The organism is Streptomyces sp. JLSY215 (assembly GCF_059682825.1).
Genome location: NZ_CM185022.1, coordinates 1,476,193 through 1,496,441 on the forward strand (window position 1 = coordinate 1,476,193; position 20,249 = coordinate 1,496,441).

A 20,249-nucleotide genomic window follows, 5' to 3' on the forward strand; every position below is an offset into this window, starting at 1 on the left:
CTCGGCTGGGGCCTCGCAGACCCGAATGCGGACATCCGCGGACGGATTCCGCCTTGCCGACAACAGCCGTACGAAGTGGGGGCACGACAGCGCCATGGCACAGGGCTCGGTCCAGGTGACGCACTCCGGAACGTCGCGTTGGCGGCGCCGTACAGGGGAGTACAGCACGCTCGCCGCCGCCCTGGAGGCTGCTGGGGACGGCGATGTGCTCACCGTCCCGGCCGGTACGTACCGGGAGAATCTGGTGCTGGCGCGCGCGGTGACGCTGCGCGGGCCCGACGGTGCCCGCGGTTCGGTGCGGATCGCCCCGTCCGACGGCGTGGCGCTCACCATACGTGCGTCGGCCACGGTCCACGATCTGCATCTGGAGGCGACCGATTCCGCCTCCCCCGCGCTCCTGGTGGAGGACGGCGCCCCGGAGCTGTCCGGTCTGCGGGTGGTCACCCGTTCCGCGGCCGGCATCGAGGTACGCGGCAGCGCCCGCCCGACGGTCCGCCGGTGCACGGTCGACAACGCAGGCGGCGTCGGCATCAGCGTCCTGGACGGCGGCGGCGGGGTCTTCGAGGAGTGCGAGGTGGTGGCCGCCGGGCAGGCCGGTGTGGCGGTACGCGGCGGGGCCCATCCGCGGCTGGAGAACTGCCGGATCCACCACGCCTCCGGCGCCGGGCTGGCCGTGAACGGCGAGGGCAGTTCCGTCGAGGCGGTCGGCTGCGAGCTGTACGAGATCAAGGGGGCGGGCATCCAGGTGGCCGCCCGCGCCACCGGCCATCTGACCGACTGCACGGTGCACCGCACCTCCGCCGACGGCGTCACGCTGGACACCGATGCGGTCCTGACGCTCGCCGACTGCGATATCCACGACATTCCGGAGAACGCCATCGATCTGCGGTCGCGTTCGGTGCTGACGCTGACCCGCAGCACGGTCCGGCACTTCGGGCGTAACGGTCTGTCCGTATGGGACCCGGGCACGCGGGTGGACGCCAACCAGTGTGAGATCCACGACAGTACGGGCGACTACCCGGCGGTGTGGGTCAGCGACGGGGCCACCGCGGTGCTGGACTCGACGCGTGTGCACGACGTCCCGGACGCCCTGTTCGTGCTGGACCGGGGCTCCCGTGCCGACGTCGTCGACAGCGATATCTCCCAGGTGCGCAACACCGCCGTGTCGGTGAGCGACGGGGCCACCGTCCAGCTGGACGACTGCCGGATCCGCGAGGCGGCGACCGGCGCCTGGTTCCGCGATCACGGCAGCGGCGGCACGCTCGCCAACTGCACCATCGACGGTGCGCAGACCGGCGTGATCGTCACCAAGGGCGCGGACCCCACCATCGAGGGCTGCACGGTCAGTTCGCCGGCCGAGGCCGGGTTCTATGTCTCGGCGGAGGGCCGTGGCACGTTCAACAGCTGCCGGGTGACGGGGAGTTCGGGCTTCGGCTTCCATGTGATCGACGGCTGCCGTACGACGCTGACGCGGTGCCGCACGGAGCGGTGTGCCCGTGGGGGCTACGAGTTCGCCGATGCGCAGGGCGACGGCAGCGGCGGCGGCCCGACCGTCGAGGACTGCAGCAGCGACGAGAGCCGGGCCGCGCAGGCCCCGGGCGCCGGGGCGGTGACGGCGCCCGCGGTACAGCAGGCGACGCAGACCGCCGGGCTGCTGGGCAACGTTCCCGCCGCCCCCGCACAGACCGCATCGCCCGCCGCCGAACCTGCCGTCGTCAGCCGCCCCTCCGACGAGGTGCTGGGCGAACTGGACACGCTCGTGGGGCTGGACAGCGTCAAGCGCGAGGTGCGCAGCCTGATCAACATGATCGAGGTGGGCCGCCGGCGCCAGGAGGCGGGGCTCAAGGCCGCATCCGTACGCCGCCACCTGGTCTTCACCGGCTCCCCCGGCACCGGCAAGACAACCGTGGCCCGGCTCTACGGCGAAATCCTGCACGCCCTGGGGGTGCTGGAGCGCGGGCATCTGATCGAGGTCTCGCGGGTGGACCTGGTGGGCGAGCACATCGGCTCCACGGCCATCCGTACCCAGGAGGCGTTCGACCGGGCGCGCGGCGGGGTGCTGTTCATCGACGAGGCCTACGCCCTCTCCCCCGAGGACTCCGGGCGGGACTTCGGCAAGGAGGCCATCGACACCCTGGTGAAGCTGATGGAGGACCACCGGGACGCGGTGGTGGTGATCGTGGCGGGCTACACCGCCGAGATGCAGCGCTTCCTGGCGGTCAACCCCGGTGTCGCGTCTCGTTTCTCCCGCACCATCACCTTCGGCGACTATGCGCCGGAGGAGCTGCTGCGGATCGTCGAGCAGCAGGGCGAGGAGCATGAGTACCACCTCGCCGAAGGCGCCGGCGAGGCGCTGTTGAAGTACTTCACCGCGCTGCCCAAGGGCCCGGCGTTCGGCAACGGCCGGACCGCCCGGCAGACCTTCGAGTCGATGGTGGAGCGGCACGCGGGCCGGGTCGCGGAGCTGGCCGACCCGAGTACCGACGATCTCACCCTGCTCTATGCGGAGGATCTGCCGGAGCTGCCCTGAGGGAGCTGTGGCCGCTGGGGCGGTACCCCCGGGCCGAGCCGGGCGATCAGCTCGCTGCGTACGGTGCCGAAGACCGGGTCGGCCTGATAGTCGCCGTGGCCCAGGATCTGGGCGGGCAGCGGATTCTGCAGGGTGCGGCCGAAGGCGAGCGGGTCGCGCAGCGGTCCCTGGTCGACCTTGCGGCCGTCCTCGGTGGTGAGGAGGATCGGGCCGCCGATGGGGTCGGTGAAGCGCCACAGGTTGCGCCAGTCGTCCATCTCGCGGTGCAGGCCGGTGAGGACGTCCGGTCCGAAGTAGGCCGGGAACCAGCGCCCGTAGAGCCGCTCCAGGGGGCTTCCGTACGTCAGCAGGGCGACGCGGCTGCGGGTCACCAGGTCCAGCTGCCAGACGGCGGCCGCAGCCAGCACGCTGCCCTGGGAGTGCCCGGAGATCACCAGTCGGCCGTCGAACCGCTCGGTCCAGGTGGCCATCCGCCAGGTGAGGTCGGGCACGGCACGCTCCGCGTAGCAAGGCGGTGCGAAGGGGTGGGCGGCGCGGGGCCAGAACGTGCCGACGTCCCAGAGGATGCCGATGGTGCGGCGGGCGGAATGGTCGCGGTAGGCGCGCCGCCCCATGGTGAGCAGGAGTATGACGCCCGCGCTCATCAGCCAGGAGCCGAGGGACTCCGCGGTCTCGGCGGCGGCATGGACGACCGGCGGTGCCCCTTCGGTGGCGCGGCCGGGCGCCAGATCCGTGAGCCAGGCGCCCGCCACCGCGCCGGCCCCCAGGACGAGCGTGACCGCGGCGATGGCCGCCACCAGGACGGGTGCCACGTCCGTCAGTCCGGCGCGGGCGATGGTCCCCGCGATCCTCTGCGTACGCCGTGCGTCGGGGCGCTCCCGGGCGTCGTAGAGGCCCGGGACGTTCCGGGTGACCTGTTTCCGGACGACCAGCACGCGGATGCCGGCCAGCACCACCACGACGGCCACCACGACCAGCAGGGCGGGGATGACGGAGGCCTGCCAGGACAGCAGGACCGGAGGGCCGGGGATGGGGGCGTGCGCCTGGCCGGGGGTGGCGTCGCCGTCCATCCAGTCGGCGAAGCGCTGGGCCACTCCCCCGGACAGCACGCCGCCGACGGCGCAGGCCAGCAGGGCGACGGCGGGCCCGCCCATCCCGTTGAGCGCGCTGCGGGCCTCGTCGCGGGCGGCGCGGTGGAGGAGCCAGGCCGTCACCACCAGCGCGAGGACCACCAGGCTCTGGAAGACCGCGATCGCGCCGAAGGCGGCGACACCCGGCAGCGGGCCGTGGCTCTGGGCTCCCGGGCGCGACCAGGCGGTGTGGACGGCGACGATCGCCAGGAGGCCGAGGGAGGCGTACGGCAGTGCCCGGACCACGAGGCGGTCGGACTGGTCGTCGGGGGCGGCCTCGCTGCGGGCCGTGCGCCAGACGATCAGCACGGTGGCGGCGGCGAGCAGCACGACCAGGGCGGTCAGCGCCTGCCCGGTGACGGCGAGCGCGGTGTCGTTCCCGCCCCTCCGGTCGAGCTGCGCGGTGGCGATGCGCAGGGCGGCGGCGATGGTGAGCACGCCCGCCGTGGCGTGCGCGGCGCGCAGGCGGGCGACGAGCCGGCGGCCGTACCAGAAGCCGTGCAGACTGAGGACGGTGCGCTGGTGGGCGGGGGTGCCGCGGGAGGTGCCGGGGTCGCGGGGCGGCGGGGAGGCGGATTCGTAGGCGCTCCAGGTGCGGTGCGAGAGCCACCACAGGAAGCCGATGACGAGCAGCGGCACCGTCGAGGCGAGCGCGAGACGGCGGCCGGGGGCGCTCCACCAGCCGGAGTTGGCGGGGCTGAGGAAGCCCAGCCAGGACTTGCCGTCGCTGCAGACGGAGGTACCGGCGCACTGCCAGGCGGTCAGGTCGAGCGCCACCTCGCAGGCCGCGGCGGCCAGGAGGACGGTCAACGTCAGCGCCAGGATCCGGACGAGTACGTCGTAGATCCGCTGAGCGCGGTGCTCCGGCGGCGCGGCGGGGCGCATCCAGTGGGCGAGGTTGGCCACCATGAAGGGCACCAGGATCAGCCACAGGGCGCGGGCGCTGTTGCCCGAGGTGAGATTGGACCAGCAGTACGCCTCGCGGACCGGCTCGCCGCGATACGCGTCGGGACGGTCTTCGGCGTCCGCGTCCTCGGTACGGCGGTAGCAGGCAGCGGTGTCGTCGCCGGTGATGCGCCGGACCCGCGGGTCGCCGAGCATCTCCTCCGGCGTCGTGCCGCCGACGCCGTGTACGAGTAGCTCCAGGGCGAGTTGAGGTCCGGCGGGCGGCACGGATGGAGGCGGCCCAACTGCCTTGGGTTTCCTGTCATTTGCGTGCGTGGGCGGTGTGGTGTCCGCGGTCTCCACTGATGTTCCCCCGTTGTCGAACGGCACCGTGCGGTGTGGTGCGGTGCCATTCAGGATTCTCTCTTTTCCGCGGAAGCGCATCCATTGACGGCAAGACTGTGGATAAGTGTCGCGGGCGGGGGTTTGGCGTCCGGGTCTGTGTGGGGTTTCGGGGCGGGTGGCGGTGTCGGGCGCGGCGTGCGCGCTCGCGGGAGGGCGGGGTGGGCGTGCGCGCTCGCGGGAGGGCTGGGGTGGCGCGCGCTCGTGGAAGCGTGGTGCGGCGTGCGCGCTCGCGGACCGCGCGTCCCCCCACCCCCGAACCCACCCCCGCCCCCTCCCCCGAAGGGGGAGAGGGGGAGGGGGCGGGGGAGCAATCGGCGGGGGATTCGCGCCGAAATGCGCCGCGCCCCGGCGAGGCGGAGCAGCGAGGCGTCCCCCGGCGAAGCGGCGCGGCGAGGTATCCCGCCCGCGCATGCGCAGGGCCTCGCGCCGGCATGCAAGGCGCCTCGCTTCGGCACGCGCGGACCCGGCGTGAGCTGCACGGGTCCGGCGTGGCCGTCAGGTCGGCCGTAGCCTGCACGGTTCCGACGTAGCGTGGCCGGCCCGCTGCGGCTTGGGCGGGCCCACCACGCCTGGCACGGGCCCACCGTGACACTCGTGGGGCCTACGTGACGCTCATGGGGCCTCCGTGACACGGGCGGGCCCGCCCGGCACGCGCGGGGCCGCCGCGCCCTGCGCAGCCGACGCGGCAGCCGCGGCCGCCGCCCCAGGCGGTGGCCCACCCCCGCACCCGCCCGCCCCCAGGCACATGGCGATCGGCGCACGCCCACGGCAATTAACGCCCTCCCGCAAAGATTGGCGCGCTCCCGCAAAGATTGATGCGCTCCCGCGGAGATTGGCGCGCTCCCGCGACGGTTTGCGTCGGCCTGCAATGGATTGCGTCGGCCCGCGGCGGATTGCACCCGTGAGCCGCGGAATGGACGGCGGCGCCGGCAAACGCAGCCCCGCCGCCCAGGCCTCGCTGTCAGTGCCTCATGCGAGGATGAGGGAACAGTGATCGCAGGCGGCGGCAGGCGCAGCAGACCCGAGGAAGCTGGTCGGGCGGAAGGGACGGGCCGGGGTGAGCGACAACCAGAATCTCCTCGCGGAGCAGCGGCGTGCCCTGATTCTCGATGAGGTCAGGCGGCGGGGCGGGGTGCGGGTCAATGAGCTCACCCGCAGGCTCAATGTGTCGGACATGACGGTCCGTCGCGATCTGGACGCGCTGGCCCGGCAGGGCATGGTGGAGAAGGTGCACGGCGGCGCGGTGCCGGTCAGTGAGCCGAGTGCGCATGAGCCCGGGTTCGAGGCGAAGTCGGGGCTGGAGCTGAGCGCCAAGGAGGACATCGCCAAGGCCGCGGCCGAGATGGCCGCGCCGGGCAGTGCGATCGCGCTGGCGGGCGGGACGACCGCGTTCGCGCTGGCGCAGCAGCTGCTCGAGGTGCCGGATCTGACGGTGGTGACAAATTCGGTGCGGGTGGCGGATGTTTTCTACAACGCCCAGCGGGCGGCGGCGAGCGTCGGGGCGGCGCCGCGCGCGGGGGCGGCGACAGTGGTGCTGACGGGCGGGGTGCGTACGCCGTCGGACACCTTGGTGGGGCCGGTGGCGGACGCCGCGATCCGGTCGTTGCACTTCGATGTGCTCTTCCTCGGGGTGCACGGCATATCGGTGGAGGCGGGGCTGTCCACGCCGAATCTCGCGGAGGCGGAGACCAACCGCCATTTCGTACGGTCCGCGCGGCGGGTGGTGGTGGTTGCCGACCACACCAAGTGGGGCAAGGTCGGGCTGAGTTCGTTCGCGTCGCTGGAGGAGGTGGATGTGCTGGTGACGGATGCCGGGCTGTCCGCCGGGGCGCGGGCGGAGTTCGCGGAGCTGCCGCCGGAACTGCTGGTGGCGGGCGAGCAGTCGCCCGACACCGACATCTGACGAGGACTTCCGAGGCGGACATCTGGCACCGGCAGTCGACGCGGACACGTGTGGGCGACACGTGCGACGGACACCTGAAGCAGGCATGCGCACGGGTATCCGGTGCAGGCATCCGGCGCAGACATCTGATGAATCGTCAGCTATGGTGTGCGGCTCCGGGCCCGGATAACCTGGCCTGTCCGCAGGCCCGTAGGGGGTGTTCGTCCATGGCGCGCCGACTCCGCCCCGTCGAGCTCGACTTCGTCGAGTCCGCTCCGCTGCGGCTGGTGTTCGCCGCGGAGGTCGCGGCGCCGCCGAAGGCGGTGTACGCCGCGCTGGCGGACGATGTGGCGGGCTGGTCGAGCTGGTTCACGGGGGTCTCGCGCTCGGCGTCCACGGACGGCGGCAGAGGCCGCGAGGTGCGGCTCACGGGCGGCACCCGTTTCACCGAGACGGTCCTCGCGGCCGAGCCCGACGAGCGCTACGCCTACCGCGTCGATACGACCAACGTCCCTGGATTGCGAGCCCTGTTGGAGGACTGGCGGCTGACGCCGGCGGGCGGCGGGACGCGGGTGCAGTGGACGTTCACGGCCGACGGCCCGGCACCGTTCCGGCTGGTGATGAGCCTGGCGCGGCCCGGCCTGGGGCGCGCCTTCCGGCAATCCGTACGGGCACTGGAGCGCCGCCTCGCCGCGGCGTGACCGGCACGTCGCGGCGTGACCAGTGCGCCACGGCATGACCGGCGCGGCACGGCGCGAAGGCGCACGCCCCGCCCGGCGGCCGCCCCGGCGCCCGGCCCCGCCACCGCACCGCCATCAGAACCGCCCCCGTCCCAGCCACGCCCCCAGCCCCCTTCACCCTCGGGCCGCGGTCAGCCCGTCCAGGAGCCGTCGGCGAGGAAGGTCTCGATGGTGCGGGCGTACGGCGCGATGTCCAGGCCCTGGGCGGCCAGCCAGTCGTCGGAGTAGTACTTGTCGAGGTACCGGTCGCCGGGGTCGCAGAGCAAGGTGACGACGGATCCCGTGCGGCCCTCGGCGACCATCTCCGAGACGATCTTCAGCGAGCTCCACAGTCCGGTCCCGGTCGAGCCGCCCGCCTTGCGGCCGATCGCCGTCTCCAGGGCGCGGACGGCGGCGACGCTGGCCGCGTCCGGGACCTTCATCATCCGGTCGATCGCGCCGGGCACGAAGCTCGGCTCCATACGGGGCCGCCCGATGCCCTCGATGCGGGAGGCGGTGGCGCAGTCGGTCCCGGCGTCGCCGGTGCGCCAGCCGTCGAAGAAGCAGGAGTTCTCCGGGTCGGGGACGCAGACGCGGGTGTCGTACTGCATGTAGTGGACGTAGCGGGCGATGGTGGCGGACGTGCCGCCGGTGCCGGCCGTGGCAACGATCCAGGCGGGTTCGGGGTAGCGCTCCAGGCGCAGCTGCTCGTAGATCGACTCGGCGATGTTGTTGTTGCCGCGCCAGTCGGTGGCCCGTTCGGCGTAGGTGAACTGGTCCATGTAGTGGCCGCCGGATTCGGCGGCGAGCCGGGCGGAGACCTCGTAGACGGTCCGCGGGTCCTGCACCAGATGGCAGCTGCCGCCGTGGAACTCGATCAGCCGAGTCTTCTCGGGGCTGGTGGTGGCCGGCATCACCGCGATGAACGGCACGCCGATCAGCGACGCGAAGTACGCCTCGGAGACCGCTGTGGAGCCGCTGGAGGACTCGATGACGGGCTTGCCGGGGCGGATCCAGCCGTTGCACAGCCCGTAGAGGAACAGCGAGCGGGCCAGCCGGTGCTTGAGGCTGCCGGTGGGGTGCGTCGACTCGTCCTTGAGGTAGAGGTCGATGCCCCAGTCCTCGGGCAGCGGGAAGCGCAGGAGATGGGTGTCGGCGGTGCGATTGGCGTCCGCCTGGACCTTGCGGACGGCCTCTTTCAGCCAGTCGCGGTAGTCCGGATCCGTACGGTCGACATCGATGGTCGCCATCGGGGCCACGGCCGCCGTGTCGCGGTCCGGCCGGCTCTGCGGCTGCGGTGCGGTACTCACCGGCGCACTCCTCAGGGATACATGAGCCCGCGCACAACGCCGGGCCGCTTCCGACTATAACCACCCGCCGCACGCTTCTCACCTGCATAAACATCACTTTGAGAGGCCCCAAGGAGAGCCTGGGAGAAGGCGGTTGCGACCGGGGGCACTGGTGTACGGGGCGTCGTACGGGCAAACTTCCTGAAGGGGCGGTGAAGGGCACCTGCCCGATGTACCGAGGAGGTGGTGGCCATGGCGGAGCCGGAATTCAACGCGACCGGCGTACGGATCGAGCGATGGCTGCGGTCCCTGACCCGCGCCGGACAGGTCGTCATCAGAGACGGCCGGCTGGCCCTGCTGACCAGCTACGGCACGGAGATCGACAGCGCGCCGCTGGGGGCCGTACAGGCCCATAAGCCGCTGTTCGCGGCGCGGGACCGGGCGCTCGCCACCCTTAACGGCCACCGCTATTCGCTGACCCTGGGGGCCCCGGATCGCTTCCTGAAGGCCGTGCAGGCGGCGCGTCCACCGCGCTCCTGAGAGGCTCGCACGACCGAGTGGTGCGGTTGCGGGACCGTGCCGGCTGCCCGACCCTGAACTCGTATCACTGAGGGTTCACCAGCGGTGACGCTGTGGTGCAGCCGGCATCGCTGGATCCGATCTTCGCCCCTGCCGTGGAGCCGGGGCGCCCGGCCTCATCAGGGAGTCGCGGTCGTGATCAGGCAGCCCAGCAGGCACTGCACGGTGGAGCTCCAAGCCCTTCCGGCCCGTATCGGACATGTGCGCAGGATCGTCTCGGCGCAATTGCGCTACTGGCATCTGGACGCCTTGATAGATCCGGCGGCGCTGGGGGTGAGCGAACTGCTCGCGAATGTCCACCGGCACGCGCGTCCGAGTAAACAGTGCACGGTCGAACTGTACGCACTGCTCGATCAGTTGACCGTGTCGGTGCATGACCGCGATCCGCGGCTGCCGCGGATCCGCGACGCCGACACCTGGGAGACCTGCGGCCGCGGCCTGTCCCTGATCGCGGCGCTCAGCGAGAGCTGGGGAATGCGCCCGGACCTGAACGGCCAGGGGAAGGTCGTCTGGTTCACCCTCCCGGCCCCGGCCGCCGCCCCCCGAAGACCCGCGACGCACGCGCGCTGGGAGCCCGTACCGCTCGACCCGGACCCGCTGGAGCCCGCCCCCGCCGCGGCCGAGCCGCTCCCCCGGCCCGAGGGCACGAAGGTCGGCTGAGCCGCGGCCGTCCTCACCGCGGCGACGCTCACCCGGTCGCGATCGCCCGCAGGACGTCCCGCCGCGCGGCCCGGCGCGCCGGGGGCGGTCCGGCCACCGCCCCGACGGCGGGCCCCGGCCGGCGCCATCACCGGCCCCACCGGCCCCACCGCCGCCGACCGGCCCACCGGCAATGCGAAGACGGCGCCACCGGCGGCCCGTACCGGCGCCCCGCCGAGCGGGGAACGCCCACCCAGTCCGGAGCCCGCACCCACCCTCCGCCCTATCCGCGGACAGGGCGGAGGGTGGGTGCGGCGACGGGTGCGGAGGGGACGGCGGTGGTCATGCCGCGTCGCCCTTGGGGCCGGCGCCGAAGTGCTCCTCCAGGACGGACAGCCGGCGCCAGTACTCCTCCTCGTCGATCTCGCCGGCGGCGAAGCGGCGGCCGAGTACGACGAGGGGGGTGGGCGCGTCGGTCCGGGCGGCGGCCTGCGGGCCGCGGAACGGCCGGCCCGGTCCGCCGTGCCGCCATACGGTGCGGCGCAGCAGCGTCACCACGGTGAGGACGGCCAGCGCCCACAGGACCGGGACCAAGAGGATCCAGGGGCCGGGGCCGCCACCGGACCAGGGGTTCGCCAGTTCGGACATGAGGTTCAGCTCCTCGGTGGAAGGGTTGTTGCCGTCTCCTCCGAGGCTCGCCCGCCGGGCGCCGCAAGTCGTCGTACGGGCAGCGGCTGTGTGCGTACGACGGGGGAAGCAGGCGGGTCGCGCGGGACTGCTCCGGCCGCCACCCAAGGGCCGCCGGACGACCGGGCCTTGAGTTCTGTAACTACTAGTATGTACAGTGCGATCATGAGCAGCACTCAGGAACGGCGTCCCGGCCACGAGGACGCGCGGCCCGGCACCCGGGAACGTCTGGTCCGCAGCACCCAGGAGCTCCTGTGGGAGCGCGGCTACGTCGGCACCAGCCCCAAGGCGATCCTGGACCGCGCGGGCGTCGGCCAGGGCAGCATGTACCACCACTTCGCGGGCAAGTCCGAACTCGCCCTGGCGGCGGTCCGGCGCACCGCGGAGGGCATGCGGGAGACCGCCGAGGAGTGCCTGTCGGGGCCCGGTACGGCGTACGACCGGGTCGCCGCCTATCTGCTGCGCGAGCGGCGGGTGCTGCGCGGCTGCCCCATCGGCCGGATGACGCAGGACCGCGATGTGGTGCAGGACCCGGAGCTGCGGCGGCCGCTGGACGAGATGTTCGGCTGGCTCCAGGGGCGTATCGCCGAGGTCCTCGCCGAGGGGCAGGAGCGCGGCGAACTGGCCGCGGGCCTGGATCCGGCGGACACCGCGGCGACCGTCGCGGCCGTCGTCCAGGGCGGATATGTCCTGGCGCGGGCGGCCGATGACGCCGCGCCGTTCGACGCGGCCGTACGCGGCGCGCTGGCGCTGCTCGCGGCGCAGGTCGCGTCCGGTACGGACGCCACGCCCCACCACGACGCCACCACCCACCAGTAGGAGTCCACGTCCCATGGAGATCACCCGACAGCGCCCGGCCAGCCTGCAGGGCCCCGCCGAGCACTTCACCGGCAGCGTCTGGCTCGACGAGATCGCCGTCCCGCCCGCGCCGTCCCGGCTGCGCATGTTCAGCGTCCACTTCGCGCCCGGCGCCCGCACCGCCTGGCACACCCATCCGCACGGTCAGGTCCTGCACGTCACCGAGGGCGCCGGCCTGGTGCAGCGCGACGGCGGGCCCGTCGAGCCGATCCGGGCCGGGGACACCGTGTGGATCGCGCCGGGCGAGCGGCACTGGCACGGCGCCGCGCCGGACACCTTCATGACCCACCTGGCCACCGTCGAGGCCGCCGCCGACGGCAGCACCACCGAATGGGCGGAGCAGGTCGGCGCGCACGAGTACCCGGGCGCGTAACCGCCCACGAGAAGCCACCGGGAAAGCCTCCCCGCCCCTTCCCACCCCTCCCCGTCCTTCCCCACCCTTCCTCGTCCTTCCCCCTCCCGTACGGAGCCGCCATGCCCGCCCTCCAGGCGATGCAGTACGCGATCGCCCTCCCCGCCGACTACGACATGCGGATCATCCGCCGCCGTGTGCAGTCCAAGGGCCACCTCCTGGACGACTTCCCGGGGCTCGGCCTCAAGGCGTACGGCATCCGCGAGCGCGGGGCCGACGGCTCGCCGGTCAACGAGTACGCGCCGTTCTACCTGTGGGCCGACGCGGAAGCCATGAACGGCTTCCTCCTGGGCGACGGATTCCGTGGGGTGATCCGCGACTTCGGGCGGCCGGCCGTCCGGCACTGGCAGGGGCTGTTCCACCGTCCCGGCCCGGCCGCAGGCAGCCTCCCGGGGGCCTACTCGCGGCGCACCGAGTCCGTGCCCGAGGGCGCCGATCCGGCCACCGTCATCGCGCACGCGGTGACCCGGCACGAGGAGCTGGCCGCCACCGAGGGCGTGCACACCACCTCTCTGGCACTCGACCCCCGCCGCTGGGAGCTGGTCCACTTCACCCTCTGGACCGACGCCGTCCCCGGGAGCGCGGGCGACCGCTATCAGGTGCTGCATCTGTCCGCACCGGGCGTCGACCGGCTGGGCGGGGGGCGGCAGTGGTGAGCGCGGCCGCCGGGGACCGGTCGGCCGGGCCCGCCATCCGTACGGTCCTGGGCGACATCGCCCCCGCCGGCCTCGGTGTCTGCGACGCCCATGACCACCTCTTCCTGCGCAGCCCGCAGCTGGCGGGCCAGGAGCTGGACGATGTCGCGGCCGCCGCGGCGGAGCTGGCCGCCTTCCGCACGGCCGGCGGCGCGTCGGTGATCCAGTGGACGCCGTACGGCATGGGCCGGGGCGCCGCCGAACTGCCGCGGCTGGCAGAGGAGTCGGGGGTGCGGATCGTCGCCGCCACCGGGCTGCACCAGGCGGTGCACTACGCGCCCGAGGTGCTGGAGCGCCTGCGCGCCGACCTTGCCGGGGTCTTCGTCGCCGAGCTGACCGAGGGGATCGGCGGGACGGGGGTGCGCGCCGGGATGATCAAGGTCGCCGGGGGCTTCCACGGCCTGGACCGGCACGCCCGGTACACCATGGCCGCGGCCGCCGAGGCCCAGCACGCCACCGGGGCGGCCATCGGCATCCACCTGGAGCTGGGCACCGGCGCGCTCGACGTACTCGATCTGCTCTGCGGTGAGTTAGGGGTCGCGCCGGACCGGGTGATCCTCGGCCATCTCAACCGCGCGCCGGACCTCGTCGTGCACCGGATGGCCGCCGAGGCCGGTGCCTACCTGGCCTTCGACGGCCCCTCACGGGCGCATCACGCGACGGACTGGCGGCTGCCCGAGGCCCTGGCCGCGCTGGCCGGGGCGGGCTTCGGTGACCGGATTCTGCTCGGCGGCGACACCACGACGGCCGGCGGCCGGTCCGTGAACGGCGGCCCCGGCATGCCGCATCTGCTGCGCCGCCACCGGGCGCGCCTCGAACTCGCCCTGGGGGAAGACCTGGTGACGCGGTTCCTGACGCAGAACCCGGCGCGGGCGTTCGCGGCGCACTGGGGGCGGCACCGGCACGTCGAGGGCTGACGGCAAGGGGTTCAACGGCTCACGGCGAGGCGTCACAGCCTGACGGCGATGCCGACATGGGGCCGCTTGCCCAGGCGGAGCAGCGCGCCACCGGTGTCCATCAACCGGAACCGCAGGCCGTATTTCCCGGCCAACGCCTTGCGTACCCACAGGAGTTCCCCGGCGCCCTCCAGGAGCCGGGCGGTGCCCTCCTCGGTCGTCGCGCCCTCGGTGAGGCGGCCGCGCACATCGCACGGGGTGACGGTCACCCGCGGATCATTGCGCAGCCGCTTCACCTTCCAGCTGTCGTCCCGCGTCCACACCAGGAGTTCGTCCCCGGCGGCCACCGCCCACACGGGGGTGGCCACCGGGGTGCCGTTCCTGCGGTGGGTGACCAGGCTGACGTACGGGCTGCGGGCGAGCGCTTCGGGAACCATGGCGGCAGCCTAGGTCCTCTCCAATGGGTCAGGTCAGGGCCGGACCCAGGGGCGGGCCTGCGCTACCGCTCGACGACCACCAGGGGGTCGTCCAGCACCGGCTGCCAGGCCAGCTCCGCCGCGCCGACGAGGCTGTTGTGGTCGAGGCTGCACGGCAGGATCGGCACGCTGCCGCTGCGGCCCCACAGGCTGCGGTCGGCGACCACCGCCCGCAGCCGTTCCGGGTCGGCCTCCAGGAGGGCGCGGTGCAGCCCGCCGAGGATGATGCGGTCGGGGTTGAGGATGTTGACGAGTCCGGCGATGCCCAGGCCGAGCCGGTCGATGAGGAGGTCGGCCGCGGCCCGGATGCCCGGGTCGGCGTAGTCGTTGCGCAGGAGGTCGGCGGCCTGCTGGAGCAGGGAGCCCTCGGGGCCCGGTTCGCGGCCCGCGGCGCCGAGGAAGGCGAGCGGGTCCGCCTCGACGTCCAGGCAGCCGCGGCCGCCGCAGTGGCAGGGCGCGCCCTCGGGGTTGACGGTCAGATGGCCGACCTCCAGGGCCAGGCCCGAACTGCCGCTGTGCAGGCGGCCGTCGAGCACCAGTGCCCCGCCGACGCCCCGGTGGCCGGAGGCGACGCAGAGCAGGTCGCGGGCGCCGCGGCCGGCGCCGTGCCGGTGTTCGGCGAGCGCCCCGAGATTGACATCGTTGCCGGTGAAGCCGATCGCTTCGGTGACTCCGGGGATGCCGGCGTCGGCGAGCGCGCGGAGGAAGAGCTGACGTACGGGGGCGCCGGAAGGCCAGGCGAGGTGCAGCGGGTTGAGGGCGTCGCCGTCCGGTTCCGCGACGGCGGAGGGCACCGCCAGGCCCGCGCCCAGGCAGCGGCGGCCGGTCTCGCGCAGCAGGGCGGATCCGGCCTCGACGGCTTCGGCGAGGACATGGGCCGGGTCGGCGGGAATGGTGCCGCAGCCGGCGGCGGTCGCCACGATGCGGCCGCCGAGGCCGACCAGGGCGACACGGAAGCCGTCGGCGTGGATCTGCGCGGCGAGCACGACGGGGCCGCGCTCGTTCACGAACAGCCGGTGGGAGGGGCGCCCTTGCGATCCGGCGGGGGCCGTGGGCCGGGAGTCGACGGTGATCAGGCCGAGCGCCTCGAGCTCGGCGGCCACCGCGCCCGCGGTGGCGCGGGTCACGCCGAGTTCCGAGGTCAAAACGGCGCGGGTGGGTGCGCGGCCGGTGTGTACGAGCTCCAGTGCGGGACCGAGGGCGCCACGGCCTCGCTCCAACCTGGTTGTCCGAGTCTGGGTCACGCCCCTATTCTGACTTTGTGCCGACGTTAAACAAAATACGGACCACCCTTTGGGGAGCCGTGACCCTCAAGACGCGCTCCACGCCCCGTACCCCCACCGACCCGCGACTGGCCCGGCTCCGTCTGGCGATCACCGCTTTCTTCGCCGTGGACGGCTTCCTCTTCGCCGGCTGGGTCGTCCGCATCCCCGCGATCAAGGCGCAGACCGGCGCCGGTGCGGGCGCGCTCGGGCTCGCCCTGCTCGGCGTGTCGGCGGGCGCGGTCGCGTTCATGACGATCACCGGACGGCTGTGCCGCCGGTTCGGCAGCCATGCCGTCACGGTCGTCTCCGGTGCCGCCCTGGCGCTGAGCATCACGCTGCCGCCGCTCACCCACTCGGCCACCGCGCTGGGCCTGGTCCTGCTGGTCTTCGGCGCCGCGTACGGCTCGCTCAATGTCGCCATGAACAGCGCCGCCGTCGATCTGATCGGCGCGCTGCGGCGGCCCGTCATGCCCGCCTTCCACGGCGCCTTCAGCCTGGGCGGAATGCTCGGCGCGGGACTCGGCGGGCTGATCGCCGGTGGCCTGTCCCCCGCCGTCCATCTGCTGCTGATCGCGCTGATCGGCCTCCTGGTGACGGCCGGCGCGGGGCGCGAGCTGCTCAGGCATCCGGCGCCCGCCGTACCGGAGCGGCTGCCCGCGCCCGAGGACCGTACCGGTCGGCGCCGCCCCGGCCGCCTCGTGTGCGTCTTCGGGCTCATCGCGCTGTGCACCGCCTACGGGGAGGGCGCGATGGCCGACTGGGGCGCGCTGCACCTCTCCCAGGACCTGGCCGCCGGGCCCGGCCTCGCCGCCGCCGGGTACGCGGTGTTCGCGCTGGCGATGACCACCGGGCGGCTGTCGGGCACCGCCGTGGTGCAGCGCTTCGGACCGGCCCGCGCGCTGATCGCGGGCGGCACGACGGCGACCGCCGGCATGCTGCTCGGCGCGCTGGCCCCCAGCCCCTGGGCGGCCTGCCTCGGCTTCGCGGTCGCGGGCCTCGGGCTCGCCAACATCTTCCCCATCGCCATCGCGCGCGCCGGCGAGGCCGGGGGTGCGGGCGGCGTGGCCGCGGCCTCCACCATCGGCTACGGCGGCATGCTGCTGGGCCCGCCCGCCATCGGCTTCCTGGCCGAGGCGTTCGGCCTGCCCCTCGCGCTGACGACGGTCGCCCTGCTCGCGGCGGCCGCGGCGCTCATCGCGTACGCGACGCGCGGGGCACACCGCACCGGGCGGGGGTGAGGGGCGGACGGGGCGCCGGGTACGCGGTCGGCGGACGGCGGTCATTCCGCTGCGGCGCGCGGGAGACACACTCCGGGACGAACTCGGCTCACCCGCAGGCCACTTGACGAGCGCGACCGCCGCGGCAGCCCTCGTGCCCGCGCCGTCCCGGGTGCGTCCACCGCGCGAGGGGCGACGGTCGAGGGGCCCGTGGCGATGCGTTGTCAGAGGCGACTGGCACACTCGTCGGCATGGAGATCACTGAGTTCGTCGAAACGCTGCGACTGGACGGAGGACTCCTGGCCGACGCCGCGGAGCAGGCCGGGCCCGACGCCCCCATTCCTTCCTGCCCCGAGTGGCGGATACGGGATCTGGTCACGCACGTCGGGCGGGTGCACCGCTGGGCCACGGAGTTTGTGACACAGCCCGTCGACCACCGGACCGGCGGTCCCGCCGAGGCTCCGCAGATGACCGACGACGAGCTGGTGCCGTGGCTGCGGGACGGCCATCACCGCCTCGTCGTGGCGCTGCACACCGCACCGCCGGACCTGGACACCTGGTCCTTCCTGCCCGCGCCGTCCCCGCTCGCGTTCTGGGCGCGGCGCCAGGCCCATGAGACATCCGTGCACCGCGTGGACGCCCAGCAGGCCGCGGGCAGCACGCTCACGCCCTTCCCGTCCGCCTTCGCCGCCGACGGCATCGACGAACTCCTCGCCGGCATTCATTCCATGGACCGCAGCCGGCTGCGCACGGTCGCCCCCAAGACGCTACGGGTGCGCGCCACGGACACCGCCGACGCGGAGTGGACCGTGTCGCTCTCCGACGCGCCGCCGCAGACCGTCCGCCGGTCCGGGCCGCCGCGCGAGGCAGGGGAGCCCGAGACGCCGGCGGACTGCACGGTCGAGGGGCCGGCCGAGGATCTCTATCTCGCGCTCTGGAACCGCCTGCCGTGGGACGGACTCAAGATCAGCGGCGACGAGGCGCTGATAACCCTGTGGCAGGAGCGCAGCGGCATCTGAGCTCCGTGGCCGCCCGCCGGGGCGAGCGCCCCGAGCGGCGGGCGCGCGCAGCCGACGGCGAACAGTCCGAAGAGCATGATGGGCAGCAGGCCGACGGGCTGCAGCGGCATCTCCGGATGCTGGTGCAGCCGCGGCCGGTTGGCGGTCCGGTTCGTGAGGACGTCCAGCGTCATCACGCCCACCGCCGGCCGGACGCCCAGCGGCCGCGCACCGCCACGGCGATGAAGAACGCCTGCCGCGGCAGCGGCAGCGGCCCGAGCGACGCACAGACGTGGATTCCGCCCCGGAGCAGATCCAGAACGTGCGCCCCTGCCCCCTCGACAAAACCGAGCGCCTCCACCGCGCCGGGCCACCGCGGCCGCCCGCTCCAGCGTCCCCGCCCCCGCCGCGCTTCCATCCGGCCGGCCCGGACCGCGGCGCACGATCGGCGCGAAGTGCGCGCGCCCCTGGCAGACTTGCGAGATGTCTCCCGCACGCACCCAGGCCGAGCGCGACGCCCTCACCGTCGAGATCACCTTCGCGCTGGTCACCGCCCTCTTCATCGGCGTCATCGGGTTTCTGGCGATCGGCAGCGCGCTTCTGTGGGCGCCCCTGCCCAGATCCTGGGAAGGCCCGTGGCTGAGGGCGAGCGGCATCATCGGGGCGGCGCTCTTCGTGGTCCGGGTGGTGCGAGTGCTGCGGCCCGGTCAGCCCAGCCAGCCGGGGCGCACCAATCCCGACTCATAGGCCAGCACGACCAGTTGGGCGCGGTCCCGGGCGCCGAGTTTGATCATGGTGCGGCTGACGTGGGTCTTGGCGGTGAGCGGGCTGACGACCAGACGGCGGGCGATCTCCTCGTTGGACAGGCCGATGCCCACCAGAGCCATCACCTCACGTTCCCGCTCGGTCAGTGCGGACAGCGCGTCGACCGCGGCCGGTTCCTTGGAGCGGGCCGCGAATTCGGCGATGAGGCGGCGGGTGACACCGGGCGAGAGCAGCGCATCGCCGTCGACGACCGCGCGCACCGCCCGTAGCAGCTCCTGCGGTTCGGTGTCCTTGACGAGGAAGCCGGAGGCCCCGGAGCGGATCGCCTCGAAGACGTACTCGTCCAGCTCGAAGGTGGTCAGCATGACGACCTTGACGTCCGACAGCCGCGGGTCCTCGGTGATCCGGCGGGTGGCCACCAGGCCGTCCAGGACGGGCATCCGGATGTCCATCAGCACGATGTCCGGGAGTTTCTCGCGGACCGCGGCCAGCGCCTCCTGTCCGTCGGACGCCTCGGCGACCACCTCGATGTCGGACTGGGCGTCCAGCAGCGCCTTGAAACCGGCCCGGACCAGCAGCTGATCGTCGGCCAGCAGTACCCGGATCACGACTCCTCCTCGGTATCGGCCGGGGTCACCGTATCCGTACCGGCGGCCGGATCCTCCGTACCGGCCAGCGGAATGCGGGCCCGGACCCGGAAGCCGCCGTCCGGGCGCGGGCCCGCCTCGACCGTGCCGCCGAAGGCCGCGGCCCGTTCCCGCATCCCGACCAGGCCGTTTCCGCCGCCGGCCGGCTCCTCCGCGGCGGAGGTCGCCGGGCCGTCGTCGTCGACCTGGATCTCCAGCGCGACGGGCGTGTGCCGGAGCAGGACCCGGGCGGTGCGCGAACCGGAGTGGCGGACGATGTTGGTGAGCGCCTCCTGGACGATGCGGAAGGCGGCGAGGTCGGTGCCCGGTGGCAGCGCGGCGCGGGCGCCCTCGCTGGTGACGTCCACGGCCAGCCCCGCGCCCCTGGCCTGTTCGGTCAGTTCGGGCAGCCGCTCCAGGCCGGGGGCCGGGGAGCGCGGCGCGTCGCCTCGGGTGCGCAGGGTGTCCAGGACCTGCCGCACCTCACCGAGCGCTTCCTTGCTCGCGGCCTTGATGGTGGTCAGCGCCGTCCGGGCCTGCTCGGGGTCGCTGTCCAGCAGCGCCAGGCCCACGCCCGCCTGGACGTTGATGACGGAGATGCTGTGCGCGAGGACGTCATGCAGCTCGCGGGCGATCCGCAGCCGCTCCTCGTCGGCCCTGCGCCGCTCGGCGGCGGCCCGCTCGGCGCGGACCCTGGCCACCTGTTCGCGGCGCACCCGCACCAGCTCCGATACGGCCACCACCGCCACCATCAGGACGGCGGCGAACAGTTCGTCCCCCCACGGAGCGGCACCGTCGTGCGGCGGCAGCCACCGGTAGAGCCAGTGGCCGACGAGGAGGTGACTGACCCACAGACCGCCGAGCGCGCACCAGGCGACGGCGCGCCGCCCGGCGAGGATCGCGCCGAAGGCGCCCAGCGCCACGGTCAGGAAGACGGGTCCGTACGGGTATCCGGCCGCGAAGTAGACCGCCGCGGAGGCGGCCGTGCCGATGGCGACCGTCCGCGGATACCGGTACCGGAAGAGCAGCAGGGCGCCGCCGAGGACCAGCAGCGCCCGCGCGAACGCATCGAGCGGGACCCGCTCGGGCTGATTGTGCGCCGCGAAGCCCGAGCCGACCGTGACGAAAACCGTCACCACGACCGTCGACACCCACGGCAGCCGGGCGCCCGTCCAGCTCTTCGGCTCCGCGCGCACCGGCGACCACCGCTCCCACACCGGCCCGAGGCAGCGCCGCGCCCACGGCGGCCGTGTGTTCTCCATGCCGGTAACGCTAGACCGGGGCCCGGCCCGACGG

The 20,249-nt window shown here is 73.7% G+C and carries 19 protein-coding genes; 12 read left to right on the plus strand and 7 right to left on the minus strand.

Annotated features, from left to right (window positions below):
- The first annotated feature begins 94 nt into the window (after positions 1–94).
- Positions 95–2,530 carry a right-handed parallel beta-helix repeat-containing protein gene (locus AC5677_RS06620; RefSeq protein ID WP_497196530.1) on the plus strand — a complete coding sequence of 812 codons (2,436 nt, stop codon included), beginning with the start codon at positions 95–97 and terminating at the stop codon, positions 2,528–2,530.
- Here AC5677_RS06620 and AC5677_RS06625 read toward each other — a convergent pair.
- Entirely contained in the window at positions 2,500–4,908 is a 2,409-nt protein-coding gene (locus AC5677_RS06625; protein ID WP_497194071.1) for a hypothetical protein, read from the minus strand. The genes AC5677_RS06620 and AC5677_RS06625 overlap by 31 nt on opposite strands.
- 1,099 nt (positions 4,909–6,007) lie before the next feature.
- Between AC5677_RS06625 and AC5677_RS06630 the strand changes: the two genes are divergently transcribed.
- Together AC5677_RS06630 and AC5677_RS06635 are read left to right on the plus strand one after the other, a co-directional pair.
- On the plus strand, positions 6,008–6,853 hold the full coding sequence (locus tag AC5677_RS06630; protein WP_497194072.1) for a DeoR/GlpR family DNA-binding transcription regulator: 846 nt from the start codon (positions 6,008–6,010) through the stop codon (positions 6,851–6,853).
- A 206-nt stretch (positions 6,854–7,059) separates the two neighbouring features.
- Positions 7,060–7,533: an SRPBCC family protein gene (locus AC5677_RS06635; RefSeq protein ID WP_497194073.1), complete on the plus strand. Its 474-nt coding sequence runs from the start codon at positions 7,060–7,062 to the stop codon at positions 7,531–7,533.
- Positions 7,534–7,703: 170 nt separating this feature from the next.
- On the opposite strand, the gene AC5677_RS06640 is transcribed toward AC5677_RS06635, so the two are convergent.
- Positions 7,704–8,801, minus strand: a complete 1,098-nt coding sequence (locus AC5677_RS06640; RefSeq protein ID WP_497196531.1) for a PLP-dependent cysteine synthase family protein — start codon at positions 8,799–8,801, stop codon at positions 7,704–7,706.
- Between the two features lie 291 nt (positions 8,802–9,092).
- Between AC5677_RS06640 and AC5677_RS06645 the strand changes: the two genes are divergently transcribed.
- Positions 9,093–9,380 (plus strand): hypothetical protein, encoded by a 288-nt coding sequence (locus AC5677_RS06645; RefSeq protein ID WP_497194074.1) that lies wholly within the window; start codon positions 9,093–9,095, stop codon positions 9,378–9,380.
- Between the two features lie 174 nt (positions 9,381–9,554).
- On the plus strand, positions 9,555–10,079 hold the full coding sequence (locus tag AC5677_RS06650; protein ID WP_497194075.1) for an ATP-binding protein: 525 nt from the start codon (positions 9,555–9,557) through the stop codon (positions 10,077–10,079).
- A 321-nt stretch (positions 10,080–10,400) separates the two neighbouring features.
- Here the strand turns inward: AC5677_RS06650 and AC5677_RS06655 are convergent, their stop codons facing one another.
- Positions 10,401–10,706, minus strand: coding sequence for an SHOCT domain-containing protein (locus AC5677_RS06655; protein WP_497194076.1), 306 nt, complete (start codon positions 10,704–10,706; stop codon positions 10,401–10,403).
- Between the two features lie 204 nt (positions 10,707–10,910).
- Here AC5677_RS06655 and AC5677_RS06660 point away from each other — a divergent pair, with 204 nt between their 5' ends.
- From AC5677_RS06660 to AC5677_RS06675, 4 genes are all read left to right on the plus strand, one after another.
- Complete coding sequence (locus AC5677_RS06660; RefSeq protein ID WP_497194077.1) at positions 10,911–11,564, plus strand: TetR/AcrR family transcriptional regulator; 654 nt, start codon at positions 10,911–10,913, stop codon at positions 11,562–11,564.
- Between the two features lie 13 nt (positions 11,565–11,577).
- Positions 11,578–11,976, plus strand: coding sequence for a (R)-mandelonitrile lyase (locus AC5677_RS06665; protein WP_497194078.1), 399 nt, complete (start codon positions 11,578–11,580; stop codon positions 11,974–11,976).
- Positions 11,977–12,077: 101 nt separating this feature from the next.
- Positions 12,078–12,671 (plus strand): DUF4865 family protein, encoded by a 594-nt coding sequence (locus AC5677_RS06670; protein WP_497194079.1) that lies wholly within the window; start codon positions 12,078–12,080, stop codon positions 12,669–12,671.
- Complete coding sequence (locus AC5677_RS06675) at positions 12,668–13,627, plus strand: phosphotriesterase family protein (protein ID WP_497194080.1); 960 nt, start codon at positions 12,668–12,670, stop codon at positions 13,625–13,627. The genes AC5677_RS06670 and AC5677_RS06675 overlap by 4 nt, the downstream gene beginning before the upstream one ends.
- Before the next feature lie 32 nt (positions 13,628–13,659).
- Here the strand turns inward: AC5677_RS06675 and AC5677_RS06680 are convergent, their stop codons facing one another.
- Both AC5677_RS06680 and AC5677_RS06685 read right to left on the minus strand, forming a co-directional pair.
- Positions 13,660–14,043 (minus strand): PPOX class F420-dependent oxidoreductase, encoded by a 384-nt coding sequence (locus tag AC5677_RS06680; protein WP_497194081.1) that lies wholly within the window; start codon positions 14,041–14,043, stop codon positions 13,660–13,662.
- Between the two features lie 62 nt (positions 14,044–14,105).
- On the minus strand, positions 14,106–15,326 hold the full coding sequence (locus AC5677_RS06685; RefSeq protein ID WP_497194082.1) for an ROK family protein: 1,221 nt from the start codon (positions 15,324–15,326) through the stop codon (positions 14,106–14,108).
- Between the two features lie 17 nt (positions 15,327–15,343).
- On the opposite strand from AC5677_RS06685, the gene AC5677_RS06690 reads away from it, so the two are divergent.
- The 3 genes from AC5677_RS06690 (at position 15,344) to AC5677_RS06700 (ending at position 18,309) form a co-directional block, all read left to right on the plus strand.
- Positions 15,344–16,585, plus strand: coding sequence for an MFS transporter (locus tag AC5677_RS06690; RefSeq protein WP_497194083.1), 1,242 nt, complete (start codon positions 15,344–15,346; stop codon positions 16,583–16,585).
- 230 nt (positions 16,586–16,815) lie between these two features.
- Positions 16,816–17,583: a maleylpyruvate isomerase family mycothiol-dependent enzyme gene (locus AC5677_RS06695; RefSeq protein ID WP_497194084.1), complete on the plus strand. Its 768-nt coding sequence runs from the start codon at positions 16,816–16,818 to the stop codon at positions 17,581–17,583.
- 462 nt (positions 17,584–18,045) lie between these two features.
- A complete protein-coding gene (locus tag AC5677_RS06700; RefSeq protein ID WP_497194085.1) occupies positions 18,046–18,309 on the plus strand; it encodes a DUF6332 family protein in 264 nt (87 codons plus the stop codon).
- Here AC5677_RS06700 and AC5677_RS06705 read toward each other — a convergent pair.
- Positions 18,270–18,935, minus strand: coding sequence for a response regulator transcription factor (locus AC5677_RS06705; RefSeq protein ID WP_497194086.1), 666 nt, complete (start codon positions 18,933–18,935; stop codon positions 18,270–18,272). The two genes, AC5677_RS06700 and AC5677_RS06705, sit on opposite strands and share 40 nt — an antisense overlap.
- Positions 18,932–20,215, minus strand: a complete 1,284-nt coding sequence (locus tag AC5677_RS06710; RefSeq protein WP_497194087.1) for a sensor histidine kinase — start codon at positions 20,213–20,215, stop codon at positions 18,932–18,934. Before AC5677_RS06710 ends, AC5677_RS06705 begins: the two co-directional genes overlap by 4 nt.
- Between the last annotated feature and the right edge of the window lie 34 nt (positions 20,216–20,249).